General features: G+C 48.9%; 22 protein-coding genes, 1 pseudogene and 1 riboswitch. Of the genes and pseudogenes, 7 read left to right on the forward strand and 16 right to left on the reverse strand.

Annotated elements, in window-relative coordinates:
* Nucleotides 1-280: 280 nt before the first annotated feature.
* Entirely contained in the window at nucleotides 281-514 is a 234-nt protein-coding gene (locus tag ACFSB2_RS20300) for a hypothetical protein (protein ID WP_377944927.1), read from the forward strand.
* A gap of 600 nt (nucleotides 515-1,114) precedes the next feature.
* Here the strand turns inward: ACFSB2_RS20300 and ACFSB2_RS20305 are convergent.
* Complete coding sequence (locus ACFSB2_RS20305; RefSeq protein WP_377944928.1) at nucleotides 1,115-1,312, reverse strand: hypothetical protein; 198 nt, start codon at nucleotides 1,310-1,312, stop codon at nucleotides 1,115-1,117.
* Between the two features lie 187 nt (nucleotides 1,313-1,499).
* Between ACFSB2_RS20305 and ACFSB2_RS20310 the strand changes: the two genes are divergently transcribed.
* Nucleotides 1,500-2,204: a nucleotidyltransferase domain-containing protein gene (locus tag ACFSB2_RS20310; RefSeq protein WP_377944929.1), complete on the forward strand. Its 705-nt coding sequence runs from the start codon at nucleotides 1,500-1,502 to the stop codon at nucleotides 2,202-2,204.
* Between the two features lie 88 nt (nucleotides 2,205-2,292).
* On the opposite strand, the gene ACFSB2_RS20315 is transcribed toward ACFSB2_RS20310, so the two are convergent.
* Both ACFSB2_RS20315 and ACFSB2_RS20320 read right to left on the reverse strand, forming a co-directional pair.
* The gene (locus ACFSB2_RS20315) at nucleotides 2,293-2,640 is read right to left on the reverse strand and encodes a hypothetical protein (RefSeq protein WP_377944930.1); all 348 of its coding nucleotides are present in this window, start codon (nucleotides 2,638-2,640) and stop codon (nucleotides 2,293-2,295) included.
* Between the two features lie 188 nt (nucleotides 2,641-2,828).
* A complete protein-coding gene (locus tag ACFSB2_RS20320; RefSeq protein ID WP_377944931.1) occupies nucleotides 2,829-3,422 on the reverse strand; it encodes a histidine phosphatase family protein in 594 nt (197 codons plus the stop codon).
* A 207-nt stretch (nucleotides 3,423-3,629) separates the two neighbouring features.
* On the opposite strand from ACFSB2_RS20320, the gene ACFSB2_RS20325 reads away from it, so the two are divergent.
* Nucleotides 3,630-4,847 (forward strand): sugar efflux transporter, encoded by a 1,218-nt coding sequence (locus ACFSB2_RS20325; RefSeq protein ID WP_377944932.1) that lies wholly within the window; start codon nucleotides 3,630-3,632, stop codon nucleotides 4,845-4,847.
* A gap of 136 nt (nucleotides 4,848-4,983) precedes the next feature.
* Here the strand turns inward: ACFSB2_RS20325 and ACFSB2_RS20330 are convergent, their stop codons facing one another.
* From ACFSB2_RS20330 to ACFSB2_RS20340, 3 genes are all read right to left on the reverse strand, one after another.
* A complete protein-coding gene (locus tag ACFSB2_RS20330) occupies nucleotides 4,984-5,928 on the reverse strand; it encodes an ATP-dependent DNA ligase (protein WP_377944933.1) in 945 nt (314 codons plus the stop codon).
* A gap of 81 nt (nucleotides 5,929-6,009) precedes the next feature.
* On the reverse strand, nucleotides 6,010-6,201 hold the full coding sequence (locus tag ACFSB2_RS20335; RefSeq protein ID WP_377944934.1) for a hypothetical protein: 192 nt from the start codon (nucleotides 6,199-6,201) through the stop codon (nucleotides 6,010-6,012).
* Nucleotides 6,202-6,320: 119 nt separating this feature from the next.
* A complete protein-coding gene (locus tag ACFSB2_RS20340) occupies nucleotides 6,321-6,965 on the reverse strand; it encodes a TraR/DksA C4-type zinc finger protein (protein ID WP_377944935.1) in 645 nt (214 codons plus the stop codon).
* Nucleotides 6,966-7,119: 154 nt separating this feature from the next.
* Here ACFSB2_RS20340 and ACFSB2_RS20345 point away from each other — a divergent pair, with 154 nt between their 5' ends.
* Nucleotides 7,120-7,869, forward strand: coding sequence for an SGNH/GDSL hydrolase family protein (locus tag ACFSB2_RS20345; RefSeq protein ID WP_377944936.1), 750 nt, complete (start codon nucleotides 7,120-7,122; stop codon nucleotides 7,867-7,869).
* 3 nt (nucleotides 7,870-7,872) lie between these two features.
* On the opposite strand, the gene ACFSB2_RS20350 is transcribed toward ACFSB2_RS20345, so the two are convergent.
* Nucleotides 7,873-9,075, reverse strand: a complete 1,203-nt coding sequence (locus ACFSB2_RS20350; RefSeq protein ID WP_377944937.1) for a retropepsin-like aspartic protease — start codon at nucleotides 9,073-9,075, stop codon at nucleotides 7,873-7,875.
* A 108-nt stretch (nucleotides 9,076-9,183) separates the two neighbouring features.
* On the opposite strand from ACFSB2_RS20350, the gene cshA reads away from it, so the two are divergent.
* Nucleotides 9,184-10,605: a degradosome RNA helicase CshA gene (gene cshA, locus ACFSB2_RS20355; RefSeq protein ID WP_377944938.1), complete on the forward strand. Its 1,422-nt coding sequence runs from the start codon at nucleotides 9,184-9,186 to the stop codon at nucleotides 10,603-10,605.
* A gap of 120 nt (nucleotides 10,606-10,725) precedes the next feature.
* Here cshA and ACFSB2_RS20360 read toward each other — a convergent pair whose 3' ends face one another.
* Both ACFSB2_RS20360 and ACFSB2_RS20365 read right to left on the reverse strand, forming a co-directional pair.
* Nucleotides 10,726-11,727 carry a phosphatase PAP2 family protein gene (locus ACFSB2_RS20360; protein ID WP_377944939.1) on the reverse strand — a complete coding sequence of 334 codons (1,002 nt, stop codon included), beginning with the start codon at nucleotides 11,725-11,727 and terminating at the stop codon, nucleotides 10,726-10,728.
* Nucleotides 11,728-12,065: 338 nt separating this feature from the next.
* On the reverse strand, nucleotides 12,066-12,953 hold the full coding sequence (locus ACFSB2_RS20365; RefSeq protein WP_377944940.1) for a LysR family transcriptional regulator: 888 nt from the start codon (nucleotides 12,951-12,953) through the stop codon (nucleotides 12,066-12,068).
* Between the two features lie 114 nt (nucleotides 12,954-13,067).
* On the opposite strand from ACFSB2_RS20365, the gene ACFSB2_RS20370 reads away from it, so the two are divergent.
* Complete coding sequence (locus ACFSB2_RS20370) at nucleotides 13,068-14,420, forward strand: MFS transporter (RefSeq protein ID WP_377944941.1); 1,353 nt, start codon at nucleotides 13,068-13,070, stop codon at nucleotides 14,418-14,420.
* A pseudogene (locus ACFSB2_RS20375) lies at nucleotides 14,407-14,541 on the forward strand (Tn3 family transposase); the annotation flags it as partial. The gene ACFSB2_RS20370 and the pseudogene ACFSB2_RS20375, both read left to right, overlap by 14 nt.
* Before the next feature lie 84 nt (nucleotides 14,542-14,625).
* On the opposite strand, the gene ACFSB2_RS20380 reads toward ACFSB2_RS20375, so the two are convergent.
* From ACFSB2_RS20380 to thiD, 7 genes are all read right to left on the reverse strand, one after another.
* On the reverse strand, nucleotides 14,626-14,832 hold the full coding sequence (locus tag ACFSB2_RS20380; RefSeq protein ID WP_377944942.1) for a hypothetical protein: 207 nt from the start codon (nucleotides 14,830-14,832) through the stop codon (nucleotides 14,626-14,628).
* 179 nt (nucleotides 14,833-15,011) lie between these two features.
* Nucleotides 15,012-15,371, reverse strand: coding sequence for a hypothetical protein (locus ACFSB2_RS20385; protein ID WP_377944943.1), 360 nt, complete (start codon nucleotides 15,369-15,371; stop codon nucleotides 15,012-15,014).
* A gap of 293 nt (nucleotides 15,372-15,664) precedes the next feature.
* Nucleotides 15,665-15,913: a hypothetical protein gene (locus ACFSB2_RS20390; protein ID WP_377944944.1), complete on the reverse strand. Its 249-nt coding sequence runs from the start codon at nucleotides 15,911-15,913 to the stop codon at nucleotides 15,665-15,667.
* Between the two features lie 31 nt (nucleotides 15,914-15,944).
* The gene (locus ACFSB2_RS20395; protein WP_377944945.1) at nucleotides 15,945-16,193 is read right to left on the reverse strand and encodes a hypothetical protein; all 249 of its coding nucleotides are present in this window, start codon (nucleotides 16,191-16,193) and stop codon (nucleotides 15,945-15,947) included.
* A gap of 80 nt (nucleotides 16,194-16,273) precedes the next feature.
* Nucleotides 16,274-16,798, reverse strand: a complete 525-nt coding sequence (locus ACFSB2_RS20400) for a hypothetical protein (RefSeq protein WP_377944946.1) — start codon at nucleotides 16,796-16,798, stop codon at nucleotides 16,274-16,276.
* Nucleotides 16,799-16,916: 118 nt separating this feature from the next.
* Nucleotides 16,917-17,591 carry a thiaminase II gene (gene tenA, locus ACFSB2_RS20405; protein ID WP_377944947.1) on the reverse strand — a complete coding sequence of 225 codons (675 nt, stop codon included), beginning with the start codon at nucleotides 17,589-17,591 and terminating at the stop codon, nucleotides 16,917-16,919.
* Entirely contained in the window at nucleotides 17,588-18,517 is a 930-nt protein-coding gene (gene thiD / locus ACFSB2_RS20410) for a bifunctional hydroxymethylpyrimidine kinase/phosphomethylpyrimidine kinase (RefSeq protein ID WP_377944948.1), read from the reverse strand. The genes tenA and thiD overlap by 4 nt, the downstream gene beginning before the upstream one ends.
* A 92-nt stretch (nucleotides 18,518-18,609) precedes the next feature.
* A riboswitch (TPP riboswitch) is annotated at nucleotides 18,610-18,713 on the reverse strand.
* Nucleotides 18,714-18,808 lie beyond the last annotated feature (95 nt).

Below are 18,808 nucleotides of genomic sequence, written 5' to 3' on the forward strand. Positions count from 1 at the left end.
AAATGAAGGATATTCGAAGTTCACGGGTGAGATCAACCGTCCTCAGAAACTACTAGACATTCCAATACGGCCATCCGGTTGCTCATGGCCAAGGCGGTTGCTGCCGATTCATCGGGTTCACTTCACTGGCAGGTGGTCCCAAAATATCAGATGTCAGGAATCTGGACAAGCCGTTACCCATAATATATTTGAGATATTATAAATTAGGGGAGCATTGCCGATGTATGCGCACGTGGTGAAGTTTGTCCTTGGCACAGATACAGAATGGGAGGCGCAACACATGGCCAATGTAGCCATGACGTGGCTCTCAAAACAGAAAGGTTTCGTGAAGGCAGACTTCCTGACAGATTACGAAACTGGCGAATACCAATGGATTACTTTCTGGGACACATTTGAAGCACAGATGATTTACAAAAATGAATTTCCAAACTTTCGTTATCTTCTTGGTGACAAGTTTCAATGGCAGGCCAGTTTACAGATATTTGAGGTGTATGAACCAAAATGTTACCAATAACGGTGTTTGGAAAAATAAAAGCCCATTGCTGTCATTACCCAGATATAAATCCGCTGTTTTCATCATGTCGATCACTGAAACACCCTTGCGAACAGTATGAATAATAGCCTCCACTCTCTGTGAAACGGATATAAGACGTTTGAAAACAAAATGGACATATAAATGTGGCATTGTTTTTTCCTGCTGAGTGCATTTGTTGAATTGCTGTCTTTTGGGTCCAGATTAATTCGAACATATCCTCGCTGTTCATTCGCACGACCTCCAGCGTTGTAGTAATATCATCTCACCTCTCTACTTTTTCACTTTGAATGATATCAATCGCATATTGAGAACATGTTGAAGTGATGTGCAGATTTCCTAATGGTTTTGTAAAAAGGGTAAAGTTGTGGGTGCACATTCGAGGCGTGTGATGGTAAATACGCAAAAAGGGCAATGTGAAAAAGACCGCACATGGCGGTCTTTTTTCCGTAAGATGAAGCCTGTGGTTATACCTTTTGGGAAACAGCCTCCGAAAAATGAGTGAAAATGTTGGCGTGATAATCCCTCATCCTGCCTATATTTGTAACAACCATCACTTGTTTGTCATAAAATTGAAGTGCATCAAGCATCTTTAAAAAGCTCTTCTGGCAAAAGGATGAGGATGGCAAGGATTAGCCTGACTGTGCAAAACAAAGTTGCACTGCACTTGCATACATGTTTGAAGCCATCATCAGGTAACCCATTGATGATTGCGAACACAGTAAAGAACACAATTGCCGTATCGCGAATGTGACGTTCAAATGTGATATGCTGTTCCATGTCAGCCTCCAATCCGCACCGTATTTCATATGTTATGCCCACATCACGATGATGTTAAGGACAACAACCCTCAACAGAACGCAAAAACCGTTAAGTTCGTCTGAAATGGACAGGCTGCTAGCTTATAAAGCGCAAAAACATCACATACGGCAATGATAACGACGTCTTTTGGAGGCAGAAACTTTTTATGCACATGTTTCCTAAAAATGCACTGCTCATTGTACAAGCAGGTTCACATGCATATGGCACAAATACAGTCGACAGCGACAATGACTATCGGGGAATCATTCCAGCTTCACGAGGAATGTTGGTCGGTCTAGCATCATGGAATGACCAATTTGAGACGAAAGACCCTGATGTCGTATTGTATACCCTCCCCAAATTTATCAAGTTGGCACTGGATGCCAATCCAAACATTTTGGATGCACTGTTTTCCCCAGACGATTGCATCATCAAATCAACGCCTACAGCGCAACAATTACAGAAAATGGCCCATTTGTTTTTAAGCAAACGCGTTTTTCATACATTCGGCGGTTACGCCCACCATCAGCTCGCCAAGCTTCGCAATCCTGGCGGGAGACACGGTGCCCATCAAGCGAGGATCAAGAAATACGGATACGACACAAAACATGCAAGCCACGTTGTCCGGCTTTATCGGATGGGGTATGAAATCTTGACGGAGGGCATTGTTCGAGTTCGAAGGCCAGATGCGAAAGAACTGCTTGCCATTAAACATGGCGCGTGGAACATTGCGCAGGTGGAACATTTCGCTGCGGAAATGAAGGACAAAATGAACGACGCCTACCGACATACCGCGCTTCCAGATGAACCTGACACTGACAGAATCGTCAGTTGGTTGATGACCGTCCAAGAAATGATGTTGCGCAGATAAAGTTTGAGCTCATCACCATCACAACGGTTCACACAAGCAGACGGGACGGCCAGCACCTCATCTGCCATGGTGGGATGAAGCCCCTCCTTCATCCTTTCCACATGTGCAGCACCTCAAGTCCGTACCCAATCAAGGCGCCCGCAACCGCAGCACCCCCAACGAATCTGTAGAACCCACCCTTTAAGCGCTCGACATCCTTGCGAACGGTTTGGTGCTCCTCCTTCATGTCGATCACGTCTTTCCACAGCGCATCAAATCGGAGATTGACGCTCTCTTGTGTCGGATAGCGAGCGTCCAATTTTTCTTTCAAATCCTCAAACTGCTCCCCCATTTTTGTCAACGCCTGCTCCACCCGATCCATCCCAACTTCCAATGAAGAAAAGCGGTCTTCCAAGGATTGAATTCTTTCTTGTGGCGTCTTTGTCTCTCCGTTCACATGGACACCCCCACAAGCCCATCAAAATATATGATTGTCACTCATTTCAAAGTGAAACTACTTGAATCTCAGTGCCTGTTGGTTCACCCCTTCACAACCGCGTCTTATAGCCTCGTTTGCTCACATCGTATGGCAAAAAGACAACGTGTGTAACCACGCCTGTCCCATGAAATGTACTGGTGGAGATATTATAAATGACGAACATCGGCAAATCTCTGCAATTGATATCCACGATCGTTGACTTGGATCACCGTAATAGAACATTCGGGAATGAGCTGACTCTGCATCTCAAGAAACCGGGGGTGAAGCTGGTTTAGTTCGTCAAGTGAAAGACAATTAATCATAAAATCTGTAATGATGGCTCCATGCGTAACCGCGACAATTTCGTCATTTGCGTGTACTTTACTGACTTCCTTTGCAAATGCGTCGAGTCGCTCACCTGCCCGCTGTGCTGAATCCCCAACGGGCGGAACGTACTCGCGGTCCCTTGAACATCTATTCCACATATCAACAAATTCCTGAAATGTCTGGCCAGCCAAGTCCCCCCAATTCGCCCGCTCTCGCAATCTGTCATCCTCCAAAACAGGGAGCGCATGAGGGGAAGCGATGCACTGCGCTGTTTCCTTCGCCCTCCTAAGTGGGCTGGCATAGACATGTTTTATCGATTTATCTTCGAGTAAGGAAGCGGTAAGCTTGGCCTGTTCCAATCCATTGGCAGATAAGGGAACATCCCCAATCTCTTTTACCTTTATACCATGTCGTACGAGATACAATGTGGTCATGCTCATCATCCCTCTCTTGTGTGTCTTTCTGCTGTCGTAAGCACAGCAATATAGTACATGAATTCGCAATATTAAGTATGTACTATCGTCTTTCAAGATGATAATCTTGTCCTGCCTCATATAGATGGCCTTACTTGGTGGACAAATCAGCGACAACTGAGTGCGCCCACGACAAATATGTGTATAGAGATACAGGAGGGCTTACCAGTGTATCACCGACTGCTGAACTTATTCACCATAAAGGGGTATGGCTTATTCGTCGTCTGTGTTGGCCTAATTGGTGTGGCATCCGCCATCAGCGGGCCGTATTTATCGCTTTACTGCACCGGAAGCATTGGAATGACCGCTGGCGCCTATGGCATATTAATGGCCGTGAATTCCTTGTGCGGCGTTTTGGTCAATTCTTTGATCGCGCGTCGAACTGATGGTGGGTTTGATCGCAAATACATCATTTTGTTTGCAGCCATTGCGTCCGCTTCTGTGTATGTCACATATCTGCTTTTTCACAATTACTTTCTTTTGCTGGTTATCATCGGCATTTTGGCTGGATGTGGCGCGCCCGCTATGCCGCAGATCTTTGCCTACGCGCGGGAGGCGACCGTCGCCAGCAAATCGGCCGACAGCACTTTTGCCACCTCCACGTTGCGCTCACTGTTCTCTTTGGGTTTCCTGATTGGTCCGCTATTCGGAACCATCGTGTTGGCACAAGCTGGGTATCGAGGTTTGTTTCTCTGCACCTCAAGTTTATTTCTCATCATTGCCATCGTCGTTTTTCTGTTTCTGAAGCGAAAACCAGTGGCAACCGGCGCTCGACCTGTTCAAACGAACTTCGCCGCATCCAATCGACACAAAGATTTATACAAACCTTTTGCTGCCTTTATACTTTTGTATATGGCAGCGTTTACCTACAATTTGAATACCCCCCTCTTTATCGTGCATACCCTTCATGCGAAAGCGCATGACGTCGGCCTTGTCATCAGCCTGTGCGCGGGATTGGAGATTCCCATCATGATTGGGCTCGGCGCCATCGCAAAGAAAATCTCCAATCATGTGCTGATGATGTATGGTTGTTTGATCGCGGGGGTGCTCTACGCGATTCTTGGCCTTACGCCGCAGATTTGGCTCGTTTTTGTCATACAGATTCTCCAGGCTACGTTTGTCGCGATTGTCATGGGGATTGGTCTCAGTTACTTTCAAGATCTGTTGCCCGAATCGCCGGGCATCGCGACAACGTTCTATTCCAATGCTTCTAGTATCGGCATGCTGATTGGCAATCTGGCCGGAGGCGCCATTGCCCAATTCGCTGGTTATCGGAATGTCTATTGGGCGTGTTTGGTCATCGTCGCGCTTTCGTTCGTGATCTTAAAGTCAACTAAGCTGAAGAACAGAGGGACTGTCACAGAATCCTCCAGCCAGTCGATGTGATAAACACATTTTCAAAAGCATAAAAACCGATAGGAAGCGTATTGGCAATGGTGCCGTCAAAGTCAAAAATCACGGTCTTCATGCAAATATCCTTCGTTCGATCACGCATTTAGTTCCTGCCCCAAATTGAATCCGTTCAAACCGACTCAAACACACACTTGTGTGGATCCATATCGACAAATGCCTGAATGCTTGCCTGGCGCAACGTGCCATGGCTTGTCCATTCGGCAAATTGCACCTTTACCGTATACTTTGGCACTATCCAATACGCATTTTTCCGGCGATCCGGCGTGTTGGCAAATGGCCGCTCATCAATCTCCTGTAACTGTAGAATGCCTGTGAGCGCTCCCCACTCTTTTTCTGTGAGCTTGCCGGTTCCACTATGGCCTATGTACCACAATTCCCCTTCTCCATTATACAAGCCCAAGAGCAGCGCATTGACTTTGCCGCTGTCGGCCAATGTGTAGCCACCAATCACGGCAACGACATCTTTGTAATTCTTGACCTTCACCCAGTTGTCGTTCTTGCCAGCGACGAGATAGGGAGATTCCGGCCGTTTCATCACAATGCCTTCCATCCCGAATTCCTTGACAACCTCGAACAGCGCAGTTGCATCGTTGTGGTTCGTCACCAGTTGGACAGACTGATCAGGCAGCAAAATATCGGCAAGCATGTTCTGCCGCTCTGTAAACGGACGTTTCGTGAGCCATACCCCATTCAAGTATAAAACGTCAAATACCATATATGTGATGGGCGCTACAGACAGCATGCCCTCAACGCGCTCCATGCGCCGAATGCCGTCACGGCGCATCACCTCATGAAAACTCGGCTTCCCGTCCGGCCCCAGTGCAATTACTTCCCCGTCGAGAATCACTGATTGACAGCGACAATACCGCTGAACCTCTACCAACTCCGGATAATGTTTTGTTCGATCACGACCGCGCCGATTGCCTAACCAGACACCCCTGCCATCGTCGTAGGTCAACAGTCGTACGCCATCCCACTTGATCTGCGCTATCCACTCTCCTGTAAGTGGAATTGTCTCGTGACGTACAGGTTCAAATGGCACAATGGGTTCCAATCTTGTTCCTCCGGTCACCGTCATGATTTTGCCATCATCTACATGCAAATATGGCGTGGCAAAGCCACGCCGCTGAAATACTCAATGCTTCAGCCCGGTTCTCCGACGTGGAATCTGTGGTGGTGGTGATTTGAGCTGATTTGTGGGCTGATGCTGAAGTTCCGGAGATACGCCACCATCCGTCTGTAATTCTGAAACCTGCGCCATCACAGAGTCCAAGTAATGCGCTTCACCATGTAACTGGTTGCCATCAGACGTCGGATCATTCTTCAACTGCATTCGCCCTCCTTGCAAATTGATGACCACATGGATAACCTCACCGTATGCGCGCGGTAGTATACACAGTGAACATTCGCTTGAGCTGACAACCTGAATTGGATGAACACACGAGATTATGGCAATTGATCTTCATATTCCGATTGTGAAATGCGATCCATTTCATCGACAATGCCTTCGTTGTCATCCATGTCGTTCAGATGATCATTTGAATCGATACCACCTGAACCGATATTGTAGCGCGCAACCGCCTGATAACTGTCCTCCGCGTCAAAACCCGTAGCGTCCTTTTCATCGAGATCGTATTGGCCAAATCCTGGGGCTAACACTTCTTCTTCCACTGGACGATGGGGCGTATTGAGACGCTCTTCATGCCGCTGGCATGTGAGACACAGACGAGCGGTGGGCATGGCCATCAAACGTTCTGTATCAATCGGTTGTTGACACTTTTCACAGGTCCCATACGTTCCGTTCTCCATCGCGCTCAGCGCACTGTCTATATCCGCCAGATGGGCCTCATCGCGCACGCGCTGTCCAACGTCAAGCCCCCGCAAATACACTTCACTGGCCACATCCGCAGGATGATTATCCACAAAGGAGAGCTCTGAGAACTGATCCCGCATGCTTTCGTTCAAACGGGCGTTTTCTGCATGAGCCAATCTTTCTTCGACATCTTGTTTGGTCCGAATCAAGGTATCCCGTATTTGCTCGTAACGCATCGCTGACACCGTCCCTGGAATTAGATTGCCGTGATCATTCATTTAGCATGCCATCCGCGACAAAAATCATCCTAAAAGACCGACACCTGATTCAAATGCCACACGTTAATATATAAATGCGATGTGCTGGCGTATCATTGTTGGTAAACGTGATATGATCCTTCATGACAAACAATCAGAATTGAGGTTAATACTTTTGAAGAAATCCGTTTGGGCAGTGGTTGTCATTCTCATCTTATCCCTTGGCATATCAAGTTTTTGGTGGAAACGCAATTCGCCTGTGTCTCCGCCTAAGACAGGAAAGACGCTCGCTGAACATAAGCCCGTCTATCAGTTAGGCCAAAAAGTGCAGGTGATGGCCATCGGTGGATCAGCCGCACACGGATGGGTAGACGCCAAAGGGATGGGCGGCTATCTCGCGCGTACCTTCAGAACGCTCAATCAACAAACAAACAAGACATTTGCCTTTACTAACGAATCGATTGAGGGACTCGGCCCAACTGGTTTCGTGAAGAAAATGGACGGCCTGCTCAAAAAGGACAAGCCGAACCTGGTGGTCATCTCCTTTGGACTGCTGGACGACCTTTATAAAAAAACACCACAGTCCAAAATCGACGCTGCGGTAACTGAAGAAATCAAAGACGCATTGAATACGCACGCGGTAGTGGTTATTGTCACACCGCCAATCACTGGCGCGTCTTATGTTGAATTTGGTTCAAAAGAGACAGACGCCGTCCAAGCTGAACTGGCTACGGTAAAACAGATGGACAATCCAAACGTCCATACGGTTGACTTATTTACGCAAATGAAGGCCTATTTGGCGGATCACCATCAGACTTGGAAGCAGTACGCCGCAGACGGCTGGCATCCAAATGCGGCAGGTCACGCTTTGGCCGCGTCCCTGCTTGCAGCGGATTTGGAGAAGTCTGCTTGGCTGACCGATTAAGCCTCAAGACAGTATCGTCAGCGTATTATGCTTTTGGGATACGAGCAAATCGTACCCGTTGTCAGAAAAAAATCGATAGCCAAACAAGGGTGTCCCTGTATAGCTACTCTCGACCACACACGGAATGTTGTTGAAGCGAACCCCGCCAATCGTCAGGGAGATTTCGCTGTTATAGGCCGTTGCCTTACCGCCGACGCCTTCAATTTGCACATTGCCCAAGTTGGGCAAATGCAGCGCATCAGCGAGTTTTTTGGTGATCAGCGTCTCATATGCCCCTGTATCCAATTGGAACATGGTCGTTTGATTGTTAGCCTGTGCCTGAAAATACACAGCGTCGTCGTCAAAAAGCACAGGCGCCGTCGCCACAACCTGTTCCCCTGCAGGCACTGGCGTCTCTGTCGCGGCAGCAGACTTAAACGTGATATCATCGCTTGCCGTTTGCTGTTTACCACTCGGATCTTTCCAAGTCACCTGAACGGTTAGTGTCGCCGGGTTGGGGGCGCCCAATGCGTATTCGCATGCGCCATTTTTATCTGTAACGTCTTGCTCCTCTGCAACAGGCGTTACTTTTGCCTGGCCATCTGTGCTTGTGACCGCGATGTGAATCCATTGGTGCGGCACGCCCTGATGACCATCCAATACGGTCACCTGTAATGTTTCAGCGGCGCCCGCGCTCACATTTTCACTGCCGTCAATGACGATATGATAATCATGACTGACGGGCACGTCGATAAAGTTAAATTCGCCGTCCTTCAACCGCACCGCTTTGACCTTCGCTGCAACTTCTGCCCACGGCAGATACGTCGTGCCATGAAACACGACGCCTTGGATGACGCCGCCGGTGATGGCAAACTTCCCGTTTGCCAGATATTCATAAGGGGTTTTGAATACCTGCAACGCGCCCCATTGAATATAAGTTTGATTTTGAACAGAGATGGCCGAAAAAGGCTTTCCTTCCAACTCTGCACGAATGGCGTGATATGATGGATCCGCGGTAGCAGCCGCTGCTTGGACACAAGGAAGGCCAACGGTTAAAATAGATGAAGCGCAGAGAAGACTGATGGGGAATATCCGTTTCACTGGCATGTGCCTGCTTTCTTGAATAAGGATTGGCGATCTTTTACTTAACCATTTTTCGGCCCGCGCCAACGTTTCTCCTGCTTTCCCCGCATCAGCAGCATTATGAAATATGAGCGTGTCGTTCATGGCAAGACACCAGGGCGCCGCTTCTATTTTTGGGGAAGAAGTATGAATTTTATATTTTGTATCAATGATATGCTAGAGATCATCTGTTAAGAAAAAGGGAGTTTAATCATGGCATCTTTCGAAACACTACAGTTGAGTCCAGAAATCCTAAAATCCATCCAGGAAATGGGATTCGAATCCACAACGGCCATTCAAGCGCAGGCCATTCCAATCGCGTTGACCGGCCAAGATCTGATTGGCCAAGCACAGACCGGCACAGGCAAAACAGTTGCCTTCTCCATTCCGGTCGTCGAGGCAATTGACCCGCGTGATCAAAAACTTGAAGCTTTAATTCTCACGCCTACACGGGAATTGTGCATTCAGGTGGCTGAGGAAATTGCACGCGTCGGTGCAGTCAAAGGCGTAAAAGTGCTGGCGGTTTACGGCGGACAGGATATCCAGCGGCAAATTCGCGCACTTAGAAATAAACCGAATGTGATTGTGTCGACACCTGGTCGGCTGATGGATCATATGAATCGCAAAACCGTTCGCTTGCAAGATATCAAAATGGTTGTGCTTGACGAAGCGGACGAAATGTTGGACATGGGATTCGTCGAAGACATTGAAACCATTTTGTCGGCTTGTCCCGCTGAAAGGCAAACGCTCTTGTTTTCCGCCACGATGAAAATGGGCGTGCAGAGAATCGCCAAGAAATTCATGCGCGATTTCACTGTGATCACTGTGAAACAGAGTGAAGTGACCGTCCCTACCATTGAGCAGGTGTATTACGAGGTTTCTGAAAATCACAAGCTGGACGCGCTCACACGCCTCTTGGACATTCAAAACCCGGAATTGGCCATTGTCTTCGGTCGAACGAAACGGCGGGTCGACGAGTTGACCAACGCCCTCAAAACGCGCGGCTACCTCGCAGACGGCTTACATGGGGATCTCAGTCAGCGTCAGCGCGATTCCGTCATGGCAAAATTCCGCGAAGGCGAACTGGAAGTGCTGGTCGCTACGGATGTCGCTGCACGCGGCATTGACATCTCGGGGGTTACGCACGTATACAATTTTGACATTCCGCAGGACATCGACAGCTATGTGCATCGGATCGGCCGAACGGGGCGGGCTGGCAAGAGCGGTATTGCAGCAACATTTGTCACAGCACGTGAAGTGCCGCATCTCCATCAAATTGAGCGGATTACGAAGCGAAAAATCCAACGCCTGCCGCTGCCGACTTTAGCTGAAGCGAAGTTGAGCAAGCAGCGAATTGCCATGGAGCAATTGCTTGATGCCTGCCAACAAGATTCCCTCAACGGGTTTAAGGGACTGGCCGAAGAACTGCTGGAACAGCAAGATTCCTTGTTGCTGGTATCCGCTGCGATAAAGTTGCTCATCAAAGGCACAAATGAAATACCCATCAAATTGACAGCAGAACAGCCTATTCGCATCAAAAAACCGGCTTATCAAAGCGGCAACAGGCGGCCCAACAAACCAAACGGCGGTTATTCGCAGCAACATACGCGCAGAGGGAGAACCAGCCATCGCTAAGACGGTCAGGGTCACGCAAAGGGGCAGCAGAACTGTAGGCGAAGCGTGATCGATTGTACGGTTACTCAGGGGGTGAGTAACCGTATTTTTATTATCTCCAAAAATGACATTTGTCGATTTTTAGGACGTGCCTGCTTTCTTGTCGCTCTCTGGTCCATATGGTTTTGCCGCAGTTTGTCGCTCGGCGCGCACACCGCTTCGACGCCTTTCCCACCACCGATAGGCAAACGGCGCCAAACAAGCGATCATCACCGCCAGGATGATCCCCGCAATGTCATCTGTTCCGTAGTGAATCCGCAAATACAACGTCGCGAAGATGATGATGGCCGCAAGCGGGACGTAGGCAAACAACCACTTGCGCGCATATTTGCCGACATATATCACCATCAATACAGACGTGGCGGTATGCAAACTGGGAAAACAATCGCGGGAAATCAACAAGCGATGCACTGTATACGTTGGTGCAATGGCGCCCAGCTGAACGCTGTAATGCAGCGTATACCCTGGTCCAATCACTGGCACAAACACATAGCAGACGTATCCGACATAAAAAGCAATCAGTGTCGCAAACAGATATTCAGAAGCCGCACGTCGACCCTGCACCATCAAAAGCGCAATGGTGGCAAAAAGCAGCCAAAACCACGACACATATGCGCCTGTCAGGAGATACGTCAACCAATGCCGCGCAAGCGGCTGGAGAATATACGACACCTGATTGCCGAAGATGGTTTGGTCGATGTGTTGAATTACACTGTCATCCAGCCCCGGATGAAGCACGGGAACATAAAAGTTGACAACGCGAAACACAATCAGCAAAATGCAGTACGCCAAGAAGATGCGCAACGCGAAGAAAAAGCGTTTGAAGATGTCCTTGGAGCGCTGGCGCAGCAGAAACGATGCCCCCACCAATAAAACGCCGCCAATGACAATGGCGTATGGCACAAAACGCGCATAGATGCCCACCACAACCGCGAACATATGCCAGTGATAGCCAGGTTGGCCAACCATCAAATCGAGCGCATGACCATAAGCAAAGAAAATCACCAACGCAGCAATTGAAGCCAATCCGCCAATCCATTCAAACAGTTCAAGTTTCTGAATGCCTGTCCACAGAGATCGCACACCATTACTCCCATTCATCGTGCTTATCACGTTCTTGAATCATATCAACCAAAACTGAACCAAACGCCTGCCAGCGGTTCTCCGTATGCATCGCATCTGGCGCAAAACCGCTCAATGTACAAGCTGTTTCATAACCTTACGTCAAACCCCTTCTAGAAATCATTGTGAGCAATACTATTCGTTCTACAAAAGTTTGTCAGTCCCTGCAGGAAAGTCATGTCTCTACACCAAAATGGATTACGTCACGAAACGGAAAAAATCGTACGCCAAGAAAGCACTATCGGACCCGACATCCGAATGTGCGAGTATATTCACACTAGATTGCTTACGTAAGTTATTTATTTGGGAACGAGCTCATTGAAGTATTCTGTTGCGATTTCGCGAAATTCCAGAGCAGCTCTCGATAAGTAGCGACCTCTGTGCCATGATAAGCCGATTTCTCGGATAAGATCACGATGCTCCATTCGAAGATATTTGGCACTTCCCTGCATAGAACGCCAAGTAGACGACGCTGGGACAAAAGCAATTCCGATTTCAGCTTCTACGAGACTACGAAGCCTAGCTGGTTCATCACCCTCATACACGTGTTTGGGTGCAAACCCAAGCGTTTGGCAAATACGGTCGGTTAAGTCACGAGTTGGATAACCTCTTTTTAAGCCGACAAACCATTCATCCTTCAGTTCTGTAACTGCGATACTACTCCGAGCTGACAATCGGTGCCCATTCGGAACGGCCACAAGGATTGAATCAAGCAACATCACTTGACATTCAATATCGTCACCTCGAACTGGTGGAGACGATAAGCAGAAATCAACCTCACCTCGATGGAGAAGTGTACACATCTCCTCTTTGCTTGACACTTGCACGTGAAAATGTACGTGAGGCTGCTTCCCGCGGAATTTTTGCAAGATTTCTGGTAACGTGCCAGCGGTGTTCACGGCCAATTCAACCGAACCACTTTCTGGGCTCAACAGATCGCGAATCTCTTGCCTACTCTGTTCTAATTCAAACATTGCTTTGTCAACACGATGAAGGAAGGCGCGGCCAAACTGATTCAATCGAAGCGTTCGACCACTCCGATCAAATAGAGGCACGCCTAAATCCTCTTCCAAGCGTTGGATCGTCTTGCTTAGCGAAGATTGAGTAACGTGCAAACTTCGTGCGGCATTGGTCATATGTTCCAGTCTCGCCACCACCTGAAAGTACTGCAACTGAAGCAGCTCCATCCCATCCCCACCATTCATTCCTTAGAATCAATGCATTTATCAATTCAAATGCGTTGGAATACATTTTGAATCTGATTTACCATGGCGTCAATATACTTCAGGAGGAGACCGGAAATGACTGTTCGACGCACATGGTTCATGGCTTCCATCAGCCTTGGCATTCTATTGAATCCACTAAATTCCTCAATGATCTCTGTAGCCATAGCGAAACTGCAAAGCGTATACCAAATCAGCTTCACAGACGTGTCATGGATGATATTCGCGTTCTATATATCGAGTGCGATTGCACAGCCTGTTATGGGAAAAGTCGGCGACTTATTCGGGAGAAAGAAAGTGTTTCTCGCCGGACTCATCGTTGTCTTCATTACATCGATGTTTGCTCCGCTATCGCCTAACTATAGCTGGTTGATTGGATTCCGTGTCCTTCAATCAATCGGTACAAGTATGATTGCGGCAGTCGGAATGGCAATGGTTCGCATCTATATCACCGAGAGACAAGCAGGTGCGTTGTCGGTTCTGTCAGTATTCTTGTCTGGGGCTTCAGCGTTTGGCCCTTCCATAGGCGGCTTTTTGATTCACTGGTGGAATTGGCCCGCAATTTTCCTTGTGAATATTCCTTTCATAGTAGCAAGCTTTGTAATTGCATCATGGACGATTCCGAAGGACAATCTGGAAATCCATGTTTCCATTAAGATGTCGTTTCGCACGCTGTTAAACTTGGTGGATGGCTTGGGAATACTCCTTTTCTGCGTAGGAATGGTCGGCATACTCATCGCAGCATTATCATCGGAGTCGGTCAGTCATTACGTCAGCGGTGTGACTGGTCTGATAGCGATGGGACTATTCGTATGGCGGGAATTAAGGACGTCGACCCCTTTCATTCCTTTACGTAGCTTCGGTAAATACCCGACAATGACCTGGGTCCATTTCCAATTCGTACTTGTAAATATCTTATACTACTCCCTGTTTTTCGGACTGCCGACATACTTGCAAGAAGAACGACATCTAAACGTACTCGATACGGGATTTCTCATGCTATCTTTAGGTTTGTGTTCGCTGGCCGCTTCACCGATAGCGGGACGATGGATAGAAAAATCGGGCTCTCGGCCAGCGTTGCTTCTGTCCGGAGTTCTGATGGTGTTCGGGGCGGTATGGATGGCCACCTTGCGGCAAACTTCGCCGGTTATCAGCGTTTGTTTTGCACTAGCCGCATTTGGTATCGCAAATGGGCTAAACAATGTCGGCATGCAAGCAGCTTTGTTCAAAAGCACACCAAAGGAAATGATCGGTGTTTCCTCCGGCTTGTTTCAGACATCAAGATATCTGGGGACGATTCTCTCCTCTTTATTACTAGACGTTGTCTTTGGAAATCGTCTTACTACGGAGAATTTTGAATGGCTGGGAGCGATTCTCGCGGTCATTGCGGTGATGTTTTTATTGATGAGTTGGAGCCGTCGAGGTCGATAACTGGACGCACTTCACCCGTCATTTCACGCATCTCAAAAGCAACGAACAAGTTGCCGACCGAAATCTGCTGTTAACAGTAATTCTGGCTGACGCGATCAATTTGAAGCTCGGTAAAATGGCGTAGTCCTGCACTTGCACAATATGAACAGGGACGCCGGAATTCGTCCGACATCCCTGTTCATATTGCAGCTTGATTTCGGTTGAATCACTCTGACAACTGTGTATCTGCTGGACTAGACGATTTCCGGCCATCGCGCCTGGAGAGCGCCGTGTACAGCACACACGCATAAAGCGCCGCTATGACGGCCATTTCGACGAAAAACACCCACATCGGCGCGTACAATGCCATCGAAACAAAAATCAAAACTGTCACCATACACATCGTCAAAAGAAAAATGCCCATCCACTTCACTGGCATCCCCCCAATACACACTATGATGCGGCCAGTGAAGTTATGCTTTCGCTATCGGCACTGCCCGACTGCTCTACCTTGAAAATCATGCGGCACCTTGGTGCTGCGCCATCCGCGCTGCCTCGATTGACTGGCATTTTCATGATGTTGCTGGCACGGGACGCATCACGCATGGCGGTCTACCACAAAAATAGCCCCCACAAAGCGTAAATCACCAAAAATGAAACCGCCCATCGCGCCCAAACGCCGCGGTAACCGTAACCACCTGGATAACCGTACGCGCCGCCCCGATAGCCAGCGGCGCCATTCGGGTAACCCCGGCCAGCACCGCCCCACCAAGCCAAGGCGACATCCAATTTTCCCATGTCATCCTCACAGACATCTGTGCTTGCAAACTGGACAGGTACGTACTGTTTCGGGGATAGAATTATGGCCTTATCCCCATTGATCCGTTCGATGATCCCCTGATGATGGCCATAGGGAGTCTGAAATCGAACCCACTGTCCGACATGACGCTGACATTCTGCTTTCGTACACACACGCTCCACCCCCTCGCGTAATCCATCCATTGTATGTTGAAAACGAGGGAACGCCTGGACGAATGTTCAGCATCTATATCTCGGGCGGTTTTTGTCGGTTTGTGTCGAAACTTTTATAGACAAGTATATGTATAAGCGCTTAACAAAATCTGAACACCTACATTAAGTATTGAAATGCAACATTATTTAGATGGAATAAAACCGATTACATCGAAAAAAAAAGCTATCCCAGCAATTTTCTCTGCTTTGGGATAGCCCGCTTGCACTTGTTTGGTTCATTGAGCATGGAGGCCTTACAGGTTGCCGCTCACCTGTGCCTTCAAATCCTGATCCAACATGTTTCCATCCATCAGTTCAAAGCCGTCAAAATTATTGTTCACAATGCCCATGTTGAGCATAAATACGCCGAACTGACCGCCTTCCGCTTGAACCATCTTTTGGTTGGCATCCCAGCCTGTCATGTTGAGTTCACCAAAAAAAATACCAGCATTCTGTTGCGGCGTATTGACATTTAACACGCCGACGTTGATCATACTCGGCATCCTCATCCCCCCCGACTGTCGTGCGCAATGTCTACAGTGTCGCAGCAACCTGCCCCTTGATGTCCTGATCTGCGATAACTCCATCAATCACTTCGAAGCCGTCAAAATTGTAATTCAAATTTCCGATGCTAAAACAGAATATCCCGTATGTTCCACCGTGCCCCATATCCATCTTTTGATTTGCATCCCAACCCGTCATATTGACTTGGCCGACAAATACACCAGCATTTTGCTGCGGTGTGTTCACATTCATCACACCAAATGAGATCATGTTCGGCATCTTTCCACCTCCACAGTGAACACATCGGTTTCTCATCAAAGTATGGCTACAGCCTCAACATCATGCTGACAAAATCACAACTACCCACCGTTTACCCGCATCGGGCTGCTTGGCGCGATGAATACCGCCGACTTATTGTCTCTATCGTCAATTGGCATATCAATTGCATCGGGATCGTACGCGATGTTCACATTGCCCGCCTCCAGGTTTTGATTCCCATACACCAACCCCAAACCAATATTGTTTTTCTCATGCGAATCAAGTCCAGTGATATCCGCATCGCCAACAAAAATCCCCGAATTTTGTGTCACCGTTTGGACGTTGATGGAATCCACTTTTGCGTTCATCACACTTTCGGCGCTGTGATCGTGGTGAGGCGCATAAACATGAACATCTCTGTCGTCAATCGGCGTGTCAATCCAATCTGGGTCATAGACGATGCCGAGGTTTTGATACATCTTATTCTGTGAACCAACGCCACCAAACCCAGTGTTGGATTTCGAATGATTGCTCACGCCGAAAATAACGTTCGTATTGCCGAAATACACTCCTGAATTCCCCGATATCACATTCACCTGTAATTGCACTCTGTAATTGGCTTTCATCCACTCGTGCTCCTCACAAATGATACACACACCAGTGTTCTTCACCTTATGCCTATGTATAGGCAAAGTGTGGTTAGACCTCTTTTGGTTGAAGCCATTCGCATGAACGCTGTGACCTTCACTGCGTTTCGCATTCTTCAAAACGCCAGGTTTCCAAGTCATACGCCATGGTCCAAAACTCCAATTCGTACTGTGACGAAAGCAAAAAATGCCGTGTCATTTTTTGCTGTTCTTCAATGGAAGCCGCTGCCGCCAAGTTGTCCGCACGCTCAAGTTGTTCTCGCACAAGCTCGCCGTACCACGCACTGCCATACGTTGCAACCCAGCGCTGATAAACCGGATGTTCTGGCCGGGCGTCGCGATAGTGAAGTCCAATCTCCCAATACAGCCAGTAACAAGGCAAAATGGCCGCAACCACTTCCGCGACCGTGCCCAATGACGCCACCGTGATCAAATGAGACATATAGCGATACGCCGTCGGCGCTGGCAGCGCCTGTGCATCCGGTGGAGCGATGTCCAGCATGGAGAAAAACGTTTGATGCAACGCCCGCTCCGCATCATCCGTGTTCGCCGCATGCGCACGCAAGCGCGCACCCAACTGCGCGTCCGCCTTGGCGGCCCCCATTCGTTGAACCTGCGCGAATGTGCGCAAGTACAGCGCATCGTTGCGAATGTAGTGCGCAAACGCTTCGATGGGTAACGTCCCATCTGCGATTTCCCGTACAAATGGATGCGACAGACTGGCCTCCCACAGATGATTTGCAGCATTCCGACTATATTCAGACCATTTCATATGCGTATTCCCTCCAAATGGAATCGTCCGTCATTGTGCCAGCGGTATGTCCCACCAGCCTCAATTCCTGTACTAAACCGTGGCGCTACTGAATGATCCAGCGGGCCATGACCTGTTCCCACATCCCACGCAGCAGCGCTGACCATCGCTTCCCAAACAAACGTCTTGGCTGTGGCGATGGCATCCAGTACCCTCATTCCCCGCGCCAGACAGGCGGCAATTGCAGCAGACAGTGTGCAGCCTGTGCCATGCGTCTTGCGGCTAAACACCCGCGGCGCGTAGAATGTGGTCAAGGCGCTTCCGTCAAACACGAGATCAAACACCTGCGCCCCGTTTGCGTCATCCGGAAGCGTCCGCGAGATTCCCCAAGTTGCATGCCCGCCCTTGAGCACAATACACTGCGGTCCCATCTTCGCGAGGTCAGAGACAGCTTGCTGACAATCTGACCAGGAATGAATCGGATAACCACACAAAACTTCCGCTTCGAGCAGATTGGGCGTCAGCACAGTGGCCAGTGGCAACAAGCGCGTTTTCAGCATATGTACAGCGTGATCCTCCAAGAGCGACGCGCCGCCTTTGGCGACCATCACCGGATCGAGAACGAGATTTGTCATCTCCGCGCGCGCAATGATGTCGGCAACCTCAGTTGTCATGGCGGCACTGCCTAACATGCCGATTTTGGCGGCGTCAAAGCCGATGTCTCCATTCACCGACTCCACCTGCTGACGCAGGAATTCCGGCGCGACTTCGTATATGCCTTGCACACCTTGCGTATTTTGTGCGGTGAGCGCGGTCAATGCTGACGCGCCATACACTTCAAAGGCGGCAAACGTCTTCAGATCCGCTTGGATCCCCGCCCCACCCCCGCTGTCCGATCCAGCGATGGTCAATGCTCTGATTACGTGCCCGGTATCGCTTATTTGCACCAGATTCGCTCCTTTACGTCCGTTCTCGCAAGCGCCGTGAACAAAAAAAACCACTCCCCGCGGAGTGGTTTGGTCAGCCAGTGCAAAAAAGACATAGCAAACGTCCACTTCCCTCCGCTGGTATCATCCAGATCAGGTTCCAAGAGTTCAAGGATAGGTCCTTGTCTCAGCCAAAATGGCACCCCTAGTGGTTCATATGAAGTTAAGCGCATCGCAGTTGGCGCACGCAAAAATTATCACTCTATTTTTAGGGTAGCGCAAGCATAAAACAAGGTCAACACGATCCGCCCG

Source organism: Alicyclobacillus fodiniaquatilis (genome assembly GCF_042678105.1).
In the GTDB taxonomy this organism is placed as follows: Bacteria; Bacillota; Bacilli; order Alicyclobacillales; family Alicyclobacillaceae; genus Alicyclobacillus; species Alicyclobacillus fodiniaquatilis.

What these genes read in the sequence shown, in the direction of transcription:
- ACFSB2_RS20300 (WP_377944927.1), top strand. Translation starts at nt 281, where the DNA reads ATGGCCAATGTAGCCATGACGTGGCTCTCAAAACAGAAAGGTTTCGTG.
- ACFSB2_RS20305 (WP_377944928.1), bottom strand. Translation starts at nt 1,312, where the DNA reads ATGGAACAGCATATCACATTTGAACGTCACATTCGCGATACGGCAATT.
- ACFSB2_RS20310 (WP_377944929.1), top strand. Translation starts at nt 1,500, where the DNA reads ATGCACATGTTTCCTAAAAATGCACTGCTCATTGTACAAGCAGGTTCA.
- ACFSB2_RS20320 (WP_377944931.1), bottom strand. Translation starts at nt 3,422, where the DNA reads ATGACCACATTGTATCTCGTACGACATGGTATAAAGGTAAAAGAGATT.
- ACFSB2_RS20340 (WP_377944935.1), bottom strand. Translation starts at nt 6,965, where the DNA reads ATGAATGATCACGGCAATCTAATTCCAGGGACGGTGTCAGCGATGCGT.
- ACFSB2_RS20350 (WP_377944937.1), bottom strand. Translation starts at nt 9,075, where the DNA reads ATGAACGACACGCTCATATTTCATAATGCTGCTGATGCGGGGAAAGCA.
- cshA (WP_377944938.1), top strand. Translation starts at nt 9,184, where the DNA reads ATGGCATCTTTCGAAACACTACAGTTGAGTCCAGAAATCCTAAAATCC.
- ACFSB2_RS20365 (WP_377944940.1), bottom strand. Translation starts at nt 12,953, where the DNA reads ATGGAGCTGCTTCAGTTGCAGTACTTTCAGGTGGTGGCGAGACTGGAA.
- ACFSB2_RS20370 (WP_377944941.1), top strand. Translation starts at nt 13,068, where the DNA reads ATGACTGTTCGACGCACATGGTTCATGGCTTCCATCAGCCTTGGCATT.
- ACFSB2_RS20390 (WP_377944944.1), bottom strand. Translation starts at nt 15,913, where the DNA reads ATGCCGAGTATGATCAACGTCGGCGTGTTAAATGTCAATACGCCGCAA.
- ACFSB2_RS20395 (WP_377944945.1), bottom strand. Translation starts at nt 16,193, where the DNA reads ATGCCGAACATGATCTCATTTGGTGTGATGAATGTGAACACACCGCAG.
- ACFSB2_RS20400 (WP_377944946.1), bottom strand. Translation starts at nt 16,798, where the DNA reads ATGAAAGCCAATTACAGAGTGCAATTACAGGTGAATGTGATATCGGGG.
- tenA (WP_377944947.1), bottom strand. Translation starts at nt 17,591, where the DNA reads ATGAAATGGTCTGAATATAGTCGGAATGCTGCAAATCATCTGTGGGAG.